The sequence below is a fragment of the Mesorhizobium sp. M1E.F.Ca.ET.041.01.1.1 genome, assembly GCF_003997355.1.
Taxonomy (GTDB): domain Bacteria; phylum Pseudomonadota; class Alphaproteobacteria; order Rhizobiales; family Rhizobiaceae; genus Mesorhizobium.
This window is the reverse complement of the sequence record NZ_RZSL01000150.1, coordinates 1-11,850: the sequence shown is the minus strand read 5'-3', so window position 1 is coordinate 11,850 and position 11,850 is coordinate 1. Positions and strand designations below refer to the sequence as shown.

Here is an 11,850-nt window from a genome sequence, read left to right as displayed (position 1 = left end):
GTTTGAAGAGTTATGTGAATGGCCGCGGAGCCGCTGAAAACGCTGTTTTATCCGTTCGAGGCCGAGGCCCTCCCTCTGCCGCGAAAAGGCGCCCGCGTTCTGTTTCTCGGCGCCGAGCCAGGCTTTCGTTTGCCTGACGGGTTCGATGCGGCGCTGCATCTCGTGCAAGGCTTTCGGCCGCATTTTCGCGCCCTGCAGGCGGCCGGCTGCACGGTCACGCCGCGGGCGGAAGGCTCCGGCTTCGATGCCGCCCTGGTTCTCGCCGGGCGCCATCGCGGCCAGAACGAGCTGCGCATCGCCGAAGCTCTTGAGCGTGTCGCGCCAGGCGGGCTGATCGTCGTTGCCGGCGGCAAGGACGATGGCATCGACAGCCTGCGCAAACGCATCAATATTTTGGTGGCGCTCGAAGGTCATCTGCCAAAGCATCACGGTGTCGCCTTCTGGTTCCGCCAGGCCGGAAAGGAGGCGGCCGAGGCGCTTCGGGCCGCCAATCCCGATCTGATCGTGGAAGAGCGCTTTCGAACCGCGCCCGGCATGTTTTCGTTCGATCGCGTCGACGCCGGTTCGAAGCTCCTGGCGGAAAGCCTGCCTGACGGCCTGGCGGGCAATCTCGCCGATTTCTGCGCCGGCTGGGGCTATCTGGCGGCGGAAGTCGCGGAACGCTCGCCGGGCCTTTCCGGCCTCGACCTCTACGAAGCAGATTTCGAAGCGCTGGAAGCAGCCAGGCTCAATGTCCGCAATGCCGTCGAGCCGCGTTTTTTCTGGGCCGATCTGCTCACCGAAACCGTTGAGCGGCGCTATGACGCCATCGTCATGAACCCGCCCTTTCACAGTGGCCGGGCAGCCGAGCCCGGTATCGGCGCCGGCATGATCCATGCTGCGTCAAGGGCGCTGAAGCCGGGCGGGCGTCTGCTCATGGTAGCCAACCGGCAATTGCCCTATGAACAGGTGCTGGCGGCCGCCTTTTCCAGCCATGCCGAGATTGCCCGCGACGGCATGTTCAAGGTGTTTTCGGCGCGACGGTAAAAGCAGCGCAGCGGTTTTCCGTCCGCAACTGAATATCGACGATCTGAACCGGGGATTATTGCAGGCTGACGAGGCGTGCGGGCTCGCGAGTGCCGTAGGCGGCGCGCGCCTGTCCAAGTTCGATCTTGAGCGGCGCCGGCCGGCCGAACAGATAGCCCTGCACCACCTCGCAGCCCGCTGCCCTCAGCAGCGTCGCCTGGTTCTCGGTTTCGACGCCTTCGGCAATGATACCGACGCCCAGTGCCCGCGACAGACCGACGATTGTCGAGACCACCGCGCCGGAGCTGGCGTCGGTGTCGATGCGACTGACGAAGGAACGATCGATCTTCAGCTTCCCGAACGAAATCGATCAGGTAGCTCAGGTTCGAATAGCCGGTGCCGAAATCGTCGACGGCGACCGAGATGCCCATGTCGGCGAGCTGCTGCAGGATGACGGCCGCACGGTCGCGGTCCTGCATCATCGCCGTCTCGGTGACTTCGAGCTCCAGCCGCGACGGCTTGATGCCGGTCGATGCCATCGTTTCGCGCACGATACCGACGAAGTCCTTGGTCATGAACTGGACCGGCGAGATGTTGACGGCGACGAAGCAATCCTCCGGCAGATACTGGGCGTCGCTGCAGGCCTTGCGCAGCACCCACTCGCCGATCGGATTGATCATGCCAGTTTCCTCGGCGATCGGGATGAACTCCATCGGCGGGATCATGCCGCGTTCCGGGTGCTTCCAGCGGATCAGTGCCTCGTAGCCGACGACGCGGCCGCTCGGCAGGTCGAATTGCGGCTGGTAATGGAGATTGAAGTCGCCGCGGTCGAAGGCGGTTTTCAGCTCGGACTCGATCCATTGCCGATAGTCCGCCACCCGCCCCATATCGGCATGGAAGACCGACCAGTTGCCGATGCCGCTTGCGCGCGCATTCTGCAGCGCCAGGTTCGAGCGACGGAGGATGAGCACCGGATCGACGCCGTCCTTCGGCATTGCCACGATGCCCACGGACATGCTGACGGACTGCAGGTGCGTCTGGAGCTGGTAGGGCTCCATCATCTGGTTGATGAGCTTGTCGAGGGATCGCTCAAGCGATCCCCGGATCTCGCGGTCAGGCAGCAGCACGGCGAATTCGCCGGCGCCGATGCGCCCGATCACCGCGCCCTCGGGCATGTTGTCCCTCAATCTCTTGGTGAAGGCTCGGATCAGTTCATCGCCAAGGCTGTAACCGATGGCATCGTTGATCTGCTTGAAGCGGTCGATGTCGATATCGATCAGGTAGACCGGCTCGCCGGTTCGGATCGTGTCCGACGCGGCCGCGGCGATCCTGCCGACCATGGCCGGGCGCGACAGCAGGCCGGTCAGCTTGTCGAAATGCGTTTCCTTGAAGACATAATCGGCCGATTCATCGATGCCCGCGAAGAAGGAGAGCGCGGCACCGCCGGCGGAAAGGGCGCAGAGCGCGGCGATGACGCCCGCCATTGTCTCCGCCGGCATGCCGGCCAGACCATCGCCGAATCCGAACCGCAGCCCCCAGAGTCCGAGGATAAAACTGCCCATGCCCGAGCTGGCCACGGTGATCAGCCGGAACAGCGGCGTCCGCCTCGGATTGCTGACTGCGGTCATGCAAGGCCCCCAGATTGCAGGACCTTCTAGCGGATATCTCCTTAAAATGAGTTTCCGCCAATGCGCGCAATTTTACTGGAAGGGACTGTTTTCAATAGCGAACTATTCGCGGCCGCCGTCGTTCTGCTTCAGTTCCTCGAGCGCCGGCATGGAGACGATGTGGTAGCCGGAATCGACATAGTGGATCTCGCCTGTAACCCCCGAAGACAGATCCGAGAGCAGGTACAGCGCCGAGCCGCCGACCTCGTCGATGGTCACTGTGCGCCGCAGCGGCGAATTGCGTTGCTGATAGGAGAACATGTGGCGGGCGTCGGAAACGCCGGAGCCGGCGAGCGTCCGCACCGGCCCCGCCGAGATGCCGTTCACCCGGATGCCGCGTGGGCCGTAGTCATTGGCGAGATAGCGCACGCTTGCCTCGAGCCCGGCCTTGGCGACGCCCATCACATTGTAGTTCGGCATGACCCGAACCGACCCGGCATAGGTCAGCGTGATCATCGAGCCGCCGTTCGTCATCAGCACGGCGGCATTGCGTGCAACCTCGGTGAAGGAATAGCAGGAGATCACCATGGTGCGCACGAAGTTGTCGCGGCTGGTGTCGGCGTAGAGGCCCTTGAGCTCGTTCTTATCGGAAAAGCCGATGGCATGGACGACGAAATCCAGCCCGCCCCAGGCCTCGCCGAGCGTCTCGAAGGTCGCGGTGACCGAGGCGCTGTCCTCGACGTCGCAAGGCACGACGAGCGAAGCGCCGAGCCTCTCGGCAAGCGGCTTGACCCGCCGTCCGAATGCGTCGCCCTGGTAGGTGAAGGCAAGCTCCGCCCCGTGCTCGGACAGTTTTTTGGCGATGCCCCAGGCGATCGAATGATCGTTGGCGACCCCCATGACAAGCCCGCGCTTGCCCTTCATCAGCCCGTCCATAAAAGGCAATCCTTATGCGGAATAGCGCTGGAAAATCAGCGTTGCGTTGGTGCCACCGAAACCGAAGGAATTGGACAAAACGGTGTCGATCCTGGCGTTGTCGATGCGCTTGCGCACGATCGGCATGCCCTCGAACTCCGGATCGAGCTCCTCGATATGGGCGCTCTCGCCAATGAAGCCGCCCTGCATCATCAGGATCGAATAGATCGATTCCTGGACGCCGGCAGCACCCAGCGAATGGCCGGTGAGGGACTTGGTCGAGGTGATGAACGGCATCTTGTCGCCGAACACTTCGCGGATGGCGCCCATTTCCTTGGAATCGCCGACCGGCGTCGAGGTGCCGTGCGTGTTGATGTAGTCGACCGGAGAAGACACCGTGGCAAGCGCCTGCCGCATGCAGCGCATCGCGCCTTCCCCCGAAGGAGCAACCATGTCGTAGCCGTCGGACGTCGCGCCATAGCCGACGATCTCGGCATAGATCTTGGCGCCGCGCGCCTTGGCGTGCTCCAGCTCCTCCAGCACCAGAACGCCCGCGCCGCCGGCGATGACGAAGCCGTCGCGGTTGACGTCATACGCACGGGAAGCGGTCGATGCTTTGTCATTGAATTTCGACGACATGGCGCCCATGGCGTCGAACAGGTCCGACATCGTCCAGTCGAGATCCTCGTGGCCGCCGGCGAACATCATGTCCTGCTTGCCCCACTGGATGAGCTCATAGGCGTTGCCGATGCAGTGCGCCGAGGTCGAGCAGGCGGACGAGATCGAGTAGTTGACGCCGTGGATCTTGAACCAGGTGGCAAGGGTGGCCGATGCGGTCGACGACATCGCCTTCGGCACCGCGAACGGGCCGATACGCTTCGGGCTGCCGTTCTTGAGCGTCGTTTCGGCGGCCTCGACGATGGTCCTGGTCGACGGTCCGCCGGAGCCCATGACGATGCCGGTCCGCTCGTTGGTGATGTCGCTTTCGCCTAAACCGGCGTCCGCGATTGCCTGATCCATGGCGACATGGTTCCAGGCCGCACCTTGGCTCAGGAAACGCATGGCGCGGCGGTCGATCATCGGCGACGGGTCGAGTGTCGGCGCACCCCATACCTGGCATCGGAAGCCGTGCTCGGCGAAGGAATTGGAAAAGCTGATGCCGGACTTGGCATCGTAAAGCGAGGCCTGCACCTCATTGGCGTTGTTGCCGATCGACGACACAATGCCGAGGCCTGTCACTACGACCCGTCTCATTCACAACTCCTTCCGGCGCACTTGGCGAAAACCTAGTCGGTTTTCGCCTTCGATCATACGCAAAATAAACTGCCGCGGCGGCTTCGCGCATCCGCCGGACACGCGAGGCCTCGTGGCGAAAAGCGATCAGGCGGCCGACTGCTTGGACAGGCCGACCTTCAGATCCGTTGCCGCGTATATGGGTTCGCCATCCGCCTTGAGCCAGCCATCGGCGATGCCGAGCACGAGGCGGCCGCGCATCACGCGCTTGAAGTCGACGCCGTATTCGACCTTCTTGACCGACGGCGTCACCATGCCTTTGAACTTCACTTCGCCGGTCGACAGCGCCATGCCCTTGCCCGGCTCGCCGAGCCAGCCGAGATAGAAGCCGGTCAATTGCCACATGGCGTCGAGGCCCAGGCAGCCCGGCATGATCGGATTGCCGATGAAATGGCAGGCGAAAAACCAAAGATCCGGCTTGATGTCGAATTCGGCGCGGATGAAACCCTTGTCGAAGGCGCCGCCGGTCTCGCTGATCTCGGTGATGCGGTCGAACATCAGCATCGGCGGGTAGGGCAGCTGGGCGTTTCCCGATCCGAACAGCTCGCCGCGGGCGCAGGCAAGCAGTTCTTCGTAATCGTAGCTGGACTTTTGACCCGCCATTGACTCCGTCCCCGTTTTCGTTCCGGGCGGCAGGGCGCCCTCGGTCGTTGGTTTCCTAACACACTCTGTTTGTGGCCGGAAACCGGCGTTTGCGCTTAACCCGTGCGCCTGCCTGGGTCAATGCGCGCTATTGATCGCATTTGGACGACAGAATATATGTCGGGAGGTGTCCAGTTTTTGGCGATGACGTCTTTTTGCCATTCTGGACCTGTCTATGGGGCTGGGCCACGGGCTTCGACGGGATAGATGGATTCGGACTGCCGGAAGGAAAATGTCGCTGTGGACAAGCGGGTTCGCGAAGCCGGCCTGAGGCCGACGCGCCAGCGCATCGCGCTGGCCGATCTGCTTTTCGCCAAGGGCGACCGTCATCTCTCGGCCGAGGAACTGCATGAAGAGGCGATCGCCGCCGGCGTGCCGGTCTCGCTGGCGACCGTCTACAATGCGCTGCACCAGTTCACCGAGGCCGGGCTGCTGCGCATCCTCGCCGTCGAAGGGTCCAAGACCTATTTCGACACCAACACGTCCGATCACCATCATTTCTATGTCGAGGGCGAGAACCGGATCTTCGACATCGCCAGCGGTCCGGTGAGCGTCTCCAACCTGCCGGAGCCTCCGGAAGGCATGGAGATAGCCAATGTCGACATCGTCGTGAGGCTGCGCCCCAAGCGCCGCGATTGATCCGCGCGATGCGGTCCCTCGATCTGACGATCCGGCTGGAATGGGTCGCCGTCGCCGCGGCCGCAATCGTCTTCTACAAAATGACCGGTGTCTCGTGGTGGCTGTTTGCGCTGCTCATCCTGGTGCCGGACCTGTCGATGCTGGGCTATCTCGCCGGGCCGCGGATCGGTGCGATTGCCTATAATGCCCTGCACATCCTGATTGCCCCGCTCGTCCTTGCGCTCGCCGGCGTCCTGTTTGGCGGTCCGGTCACGACGGCGGTGGCGCTCGTCTGGATCGTGCATATCGCCATCGACCGCGCCCTTGGCTACGGTTTGAAGCTATCCACCGGTTTTCAGGATACGCATCTCGGCCGCATCGGGCGCGACCGGGGCAAGCTCAGTTCTTGACCTTTTCGCCCGGATAGGCGCCCCAGACCTGCGACTGGGCGATCCAGCCGGTATGGCCGTCGAAGGTCATCTCGCACCACTGACCGTCGCACTTCTTGATCGAGCCCATGACGCCCGGCTCGAGGATGGCGACGACGCCGGCATCCTTGTCGGGGTCATCGAGCAGATTGATTCGGCCGCCCTTGCTGCGCTGCCACGGAGCGACGATCGCCGTGCGACGGCCCGAAAGCAGTGACTGGTTGATCCAGCCCTCGGAGCCGTCCGCGTCCCGCACACGACGCCAGGTGTCGAATTCCTGGATGATTTCCATCGGCAGCCCGGCCTTCATGTACATCCAGTCGACCGAATAATTGGCGCCCGGGCCGACGCGCGAGTTGACGCGGCCCGATTTCAGGCTGACGAAACGCGGCAGTGGCAAGCCGCTCGGCCCCAAGGTCACTGTCTGTGCCGGCGTGGCCGCGCCCTGCGCGGATGCCTGCGGAGCACAAAGCAAAGCGCCGAGGACGGCTGCGCTGAAAGCCAGGCGAAGCGACGCGAAACCAGACACCTTTGTTCCTTTCGGCGCCGTTCCGTAGGGATGAGCGCCCCTTTTTCTTTGTCTTCGGCGGCACCGCTTGTTACAGGAGTGGGCTGATGCCGCGATCGGCTACAAGTTTCGCCGATCTTGGTTAAAGAGGTCTCAACGAGATCGGTTTCGAGGAAGCTGCGGGGATAAAATGGCAGGCAAAAAACGGCCCCTCGTCGTCATCACGCGCAAGCTGCCCGATCCGGTCGAAACCCGCATGCGCGAGCTGTTCGACGCGCGGCTCAATGTCGAGGACCGGCCGATGACCCAGCCGGAGCTGGTCGCGGCGGTCAAGGAAGCCGACGTGCTGGTCCCGACCATCACCGACCACATCGATGCCGCGCTGATCGCCCAGGCCGGCGAGAACCTGAAGCTGATCGCCAATTTCGGCAACGGCGTCGACAAGATCGATGTCGCGGCGGCTGCCAAGAAAGGCATCACCGTCACCAACACGCCGAATGTGCTCACCGAAGATACCGCCGACATGACCATGGCGCTGATGCTGGCGGTGCCGCGGCGGCTGGCCGAAGGCGCCAATGTGCTCACCGGCGAGAAGAAATGGGCCGGCTGGTCGCCGACCTGGATGCTCGGCCGCCGCATCTGGGGCAAGCGGCTCGGCATCGTCGGCATGGGCCGCATCGGCACGGCGGTTGCCAGGCGCGCCAAGGCTTTCGGCCTGTCGATCCACTACCACAACCGCCATCGCGTGCTGCCGGCGGTCGAGGACGAATTGGAAGCGACCTACTGGGAAAGCCTCGATCAGATGCTCGCCCGCATGGACATCATCTCGGTCAACTGCCCGTCGACGCCGGCGACCTTCCATCTCTTGTCCGCCAGGCGCCTGGCGCTGATGCAGCCGACCGCCTACATCGTCAACACCGCCCGCGGCGACATCATCGACGAGGAATCGCTGGTCAAGCTGATCCAGGACGGCAAGATCGCCGGCGCCGGCCTCGACGTCTACGAGCATGAGCCGGCGCTGAACAGCAAGCTGTTGCGGCTCGCCCACAAGGGCAAGGTCGTTCTCCTGCCGCATATGGGCTCGGCCACGCTCGAGGGCCGCATCGACATGGGCGAGAAGGTGATCATCAACATTCGCGCCTTTTTCGACGGCCACCGTCCGCCGGATCGCGTTCTGCCGCTAAGGACCTGAAATTCAGACAGCGACGGTGAGGGCGCCGTCTCCGGCGACTTTGACGATGCTGCCGCGATAGGCGTCGAACGCGCCGTGCCCAAGCCGCACCGCCATGGGCGTTTCCCAGCCCATCTCCCGGGCGACGATCAGTCCGAGCAAAAGGATGGCGTCCGGCTCATGCAGCACCAGCGCCGCCGGCGCCCGGCCGTTGTGGACCAGCTCCATCAGCACCGCCGAAGCCGACGACGAGCCGATGGTGCCCGGCAGGAACAGCACGCGGCCGGAAACCGTCTCGCCATGCTGCGGGTGGCGGACATCGGCGATGCAGCCGGTCTTCGGGTCGACGCCGCCCCAGAAGCTGATCGGCGCCGTCAGCACCAGGGCTTCGCCTTCGCCGGCCTTGCCCGGCACCAGGATTTCGGTGGCGGCGCTCATGCGGCGATATCCGTGAAGCGCGGCTTGCCGACGATCGCGCTTTCGACGCAGTCGGCGAGTGAGGCATAGAGCACCGCATAGCCGGTGTTGCCGGGGGCGTAATGCGCGAACTTGCCCGAATTGGTCATCAGCACGCCGTTGCTGAGCTCCGGCATGATCGGCGTCACCACCACGCAGGTGTCGGCGACGATGACGACTCCGCTTGTTTCGAGCCGCTGCCGCCGGCCGTCCTGCTCCAGCGAGGCAAGCACGTGACGGCCGGTGCAGGCGTAGATCGGCACGGCGAGCCGCCTTTCGGCGATCAGCCGCTCCAGCATGTCGAACTCGGCATGCGACAGATGCGGGCTGCCGATCGCGACCGCGTCGATGGCTTTTGGCGCAGCCGCCGTCGACAGGCCGGCGCGCGCCTTCGCCACCATCTGCGGCGTGACGCGGATCGTCGCCTCCGGTTCCGGCCCGGCCAGAACGGTTTCCAAATCCGGAGCCTCGGGCGTCACCCCGGCAATGTGGAACAGACCGACGGCGCCGGATGATGCCGCGGCAGCGCCGAACGCCTTCAGCGCATCTTCGCCGGGATGACCGGCGATACCGCTGACGACGCCGATCGCATTGCCGACCTCGCGGCCATAGAGGCTGCCCAGCACCGGCCAGGCGATCTCGGAAGCGAGAAAGGTCGCCGAGAGGCCAGAGACGTCGAATACCAGCCTTGCCCGCCTGTTCTCCGGGCGATGCAGGCCATAGTCCGGCGCCCGGCCGGTGATGGCGCAGGCAATGTCGAGGAAGTCGCCATAGCGGTTCGTGCGGGCGCCCAGCACGGAGTTGCAGAACACCACGGCATTGGACTCACCCCAGGCGACGTCGCTGCCAAGCGTTGGCCTGTGTCCGGCCTGATAGGGCGCACAGGTCCAGCTCTGCTCGCAGCCGAGCTTGCGATAGGCCTCCATCATCCGCCGCGCCATGCCGCGCTGCGGCTCTTCCAGCCGGATACGCGAGCAGCCCATCAGGTCGAGCGCCCCGACATTGAGCGTCGAGCGCACCGCGACCCTGGCGCCGCCTTCGACCAGCCGCTCGGCGAACAGCGTGCCGGAATCGCCGTGATAGAGCGCGCCGTCTATATGCGCCGAGGCGATCGGGATCAGCCGCGGCGCTCCGAGCAGCCGCGCGCTCTCGGCGACTATGCGCATCGCCATGGCGGCGCCGTCCCTGCCGGCGGCAATTGCCTGTTCTTCAGGGCTGAGCGCGAGGCTCAAGACAGCACCTTGCGCATGGTGATCGAAGTCGGCCGGTCGTAACCCTCATGCGCTGTGCGCCCGGTCTCGCGAAAGCCGAGCCGGGCGAAGGCCGCATGGTTAGCTGTCAGTTCGATGCGCGTCTGCAGCTCGATGGTCTGCTTGCCGCGCCGGCGGGCAAGATCCTCGACAGCCTGCATCAGCCGCCCGCCTATCCCCCGCCCCTGCAGGCCGGGCTCGACGGCAAGCTTGCCGACATAGAAATCCTTCTCCCTCTCCAGCGCGAAGATGCAGCCGACGATCCGGCCGTTTTCCACGGCCAGGAAACCCGTCTCCTGCTCCGCCTTGCGCCTGAGGCTTTCCGGCGTCAGCCGATGCGCCGAGGATGGCGGATCGATGACGCCGTCCATATAGGCGAAGGCGCGCCGGATCAGCGCCAGCAATTCGTCCCACTCCGCGAAGTCCGGCGGAAGCTCGGCGACAAGGGGCGCGGCCAACTGGTCCATGGGCTCAGACCGCCTTGTAGCGGACGGTGTCGAAGCGGGCGGTGAGCCCGTCGTAAAGCAGCAGCCGGCCGACCAGCGGCTCGCCGATGCCGGCAATCAGCTTGATCGCTTCCATCGCCTCCAGCGTGCCGACGACGCCGGTCAGCGCGCCGACGATGCCGGCAACGGCGCAGGACGGCACCAGCCCTTCGGGCGGGGCTTCCGGGAAAAGGTCGCGGTAACCTGGATTGCGCTTGCCGTCGGCGCCGGTCTCGTACGGTTTCAGCACCGTCACCGAGCCGTCGAAGCGGCCGACGGCGGCGGTGACCAGAGGCTTGCTTTCCAGCGCGCACGCATCGGCCAGCGCATAGCGTGTCTCGAAATTGTCGGAACCGTCGACGACGACATCGTAGCGGGCGACGAGGGCAGGGGCGTTTTCCGCCGTCAGCCTGAGGCGATGCAACTCGACTTTGACGTTGGGATTGATGCGCATGATCGCTTCCCGTGCGCTGTCGGTCTTCGCCATGCCGATCGTGTCGCTGCCATGGATCACCTGCCGCTGCAGGTTGGACAGTGAGACATCGTCGTCATCGACGATGCCGAGCGTGCCGACGCCGGCCGCGGCAAGATATTCAAGCACAGGCGCTCCCAGCCCGCCGGCGCCGATCACCAGCACCCGTGCCCGCTTCAGCTTCTGCTGGCCGGGGCCGCCGATTTCCGGCAGCACGATGTGGCGGGCATAGCGTTCGAGCTCTTCGTCGGTCAGGGCGGCATCGGTCATGGCTGGACCTTATAGCTGGTGCAAAGCCTTGTCATGTACGGGCAAGGCGAAGCCTTGTCCCGCAGGGCAGGTACGGGCAAGGCGAAGCCTTGTCCCGCAGCGCAAGTACGGGCAAGGCGAAGCCTTGTCCCGAAGGCAAGCGCTGACGCCCGTTGGGTTCCTCAAGAGGTTAACCGGTCGGCCCTACACTGCCGTGGTCGACCGTCAGGAACTGCGCGCGTCCGGCGAGGCTGGAAAACAGCGCGGCATCGGTGCCGGTCATGAAGGCCTGGCAGTTCAGCTCCTCGAGGATGGAGAACAAGGCGGCGCGCCGTCCGCTGTCGAGATGCGCGGCGATCTCGTCGAGCAAAAGGATCGGCGTCAGGCCCGACATCTCGCCGGTCAGCCTCGCATGCGACAGCACGATGCCGACCAAAAGCGCCTTCTGCTCGCCGGTCGAGCACAATTCGGCCGGCATCGACTTCGGCCGGTGACGCACCACGAGGTCCGAGCGATGCGGACCGTCGAGCGTGCGACCGGCGGCGCGGTCGCGCTCGCGGCCATTGGCGAGCATCGCGCGGAAACGCTCCTCGACATCGACCGCCGGCGCGACGGCGATCCCACTCTCCAATTCGCCGGACAGGCTGATGTCGGCTTGAGGAAACGGGCCGCTGCCGGGCAGCCTGTCGATCATGGCGGCAAGCAGCCGCACCAGTTCCGCCCGTGCCGCGGCGATCGATCCGAACCATGG

Annotated in this window: 12 protein-coding genes and 2 pseudogenes; 4 read left to right on the top strand and 10 right to left on the bottom strand. The window is 64.7% G+C overall.

Features of this window, described 5'->3' with window-relative positions:
• The first annotated feature begins 18 nt into the window (after positions 1-18).
• On the top strand, positions 19-1,026 hold the full coding sequence (locus tag EOA38_RS14855; protein ID WP_127299532.1) for a class I SAM-dependent methyltransferase: 1,008 nt from the start codon (positions 19-21) through the stop codon (positions 1,024-1,026).
• A gap of 55 nt (positions 1,027-1,081) precedes the next feature.
• Here EOA38_RS14855 and EOA38_RS14850 read toward each other — a convergent pair.
• The 4 genes and pseudogenes from EOA38_RS14850 to fabA form a co-directional block, all read right to left on the bottom strand.
• Positions 1,082-2,633: pseudogene (locus EOA38_RS14850) on the bottom strand (bifunctional diguanylate cyclase/phosphodiesterase).
• 102 nt (positions 2,634-2,735) lie between these two features.
• A complete protein-coding gene (gene fabI / locus EOA38_RS14845; protein WP_127299531.1) occupies positions 2,736-3,548 on the bottom strand; it encodes an enoyl-ACP reductase FabI in 813 nt (270 codons plus the stop codon).
• A 12-nt stretch (positions 3,549-3,560) separates the two neighbouring features.
• Positions 3,561-4,781: a beta-ketoacyl-ACP synthase I gene (fabB, locus tag EOA38_RS14840; protein WP_127299530.1), complete on the bottom strand. Its 1,221-nt coding sequence runs from the start codon at positions 4,779-4,781 to the stop codon at positions 3,561-3,563.
• A 126-nt stretch (positions 4,782-4,907) separates the two neighbouring features.
• Positions 4,908-5,423 (bottom strand): 3-hydroxyacyl-[acyl-carrier-protein] dehydratase FabA, encoded by a 516-nt coding sequence (gene fabA / locus EOA38_RS14835; protein ID WP_127299529.1) that lies wholly within the window; start codon positions 5,421-5,423, stop codon positions 4,908-4,910.
• A gap of 246 nt (positions 5,424-5,669) precedes the next feature.
• Here fabA and irrA point away from each other — a divergent pair, with 246 nt between their 5' ends.
• On the top strand, positions 5,670-6,101 hold the full coding sequence (irrA, locus tag EOA38_RS14830; protein ID WP_126090344.1) for an iron response transcriptional regulator IrrA: 432 nt from the start codon (positions 5,670-5,672) through the stop codon (positions 6,099-6,101).
• Positions 6,102-6,109: 8 nt separating this feature from the next.
• Positions 6,110-6,490 (top strand): DUF4260 domain-containing protein, encoded by a 381-nt coding sequence (locus tag EOA38_RS14825; RefSeq protein WP_127299528.1) that lies wholly within the window; start codon positions 6,110-6,112, stop codon positions 6,488-6,490.
• Here the strand turns inward: EOA38_RS14825 and EOA38_RS14820 are convergent.
• Positions 6,480-7,037, bottom strand: a complete 558-nt coding sequence (locus EOA38_RS14820; protein ID WP_126090342.1) for an SH3 domain-containing protein — start codon at positions 7,035-7,037, stop codon at positions 6,480-6,482. The genes EOA38_RS14825 and EOA38_RS14820 overlap by 11 nt on opposite strands.
• A gap of 169 nt (positions 7,038-7,206) precedes the next feature.
• On the opposite strand from EOA38_RS14820, the gene EOA38_RS14815 reads away from it, so the two are divergent.
• Positions 7,207-8,208, top strand: coding sequence for a D-glycerate dehydrogenase (locus EOA38_RS14815; protein ID WP_126090341.1), 1,002 nt, complete (start codon positions 7,207-7,209; stop codon positions 8,206-8,208).
• A gap of 3 nt (positions 8,209-8,211) precedes the next feature.
• Here EOA38_RS14815 and EOA38_RS14810 read toward each other — a convergent pair whose 3' ends face one another.
• The 5 genes and pseudogenes from EOA38_RS14810 to EOA38_RS14790 form a co-directional block, all read right to left on the bottom strand.
• Positions 8,212-8,625: a DUF126 domain-containing protein gene (locus EOA38_RS14810; protein WP_127299527.1), complete on the bottom strand. Its 414-nt coding sequence runs from the start codon at positions 8,623-8,625 to the stop codon at positions 8,212-8,214.
• Complete coding sequence (locus EOA38_RS14805; RefSeq protein WP_127299526.1) at positions 8,622-9,875, bottom strand: aconitase X catalytic domain-containing protein; 1,254 nt, start codon at positions 9,873-9,875, stop codon at positions 8,622-8,624. The genes EOA38_RS14810 and EOA38_RS14805 overlap by 4 nt, the downstream gene beginning before the upstream one ends.
• Entirely contained in the window at positions 9,872-10,360 is a 489-nt protein-coding gene (locus EOA38_RS14800) for a GNAT family N-acetyltransferase (RefSeq protein WP_127299525.1), read from the bottom strand. Before EOA38_RS14800 ends, EOA38_RS14805 begins: the two co-directional genes overlap by 4 nt.
• Positions 10,361-10,364: 4 nt before the next feature.
• The gene (locus EOA38_RS14795) at positions 10,365-11,120 is read right to left on the bottom strand and encodes a molybdopterin-synthase adenylyltransferase MoeB (RefSeq protein WP_126090337.1); all 756 of its coding nucleotides are present in this window, start codon (positions 11,118-11,120) and stop codon (positions 10,365-10,367) included.
• Positions 11,121-11,289: 169 nt separating this feature from the next.
• A pseudogene (locus tag EOA38_RS14790) lies at positions 11,290-11,850 on the bottom strand (DNA replication and repair protein RecF); the annotation flags it as partial.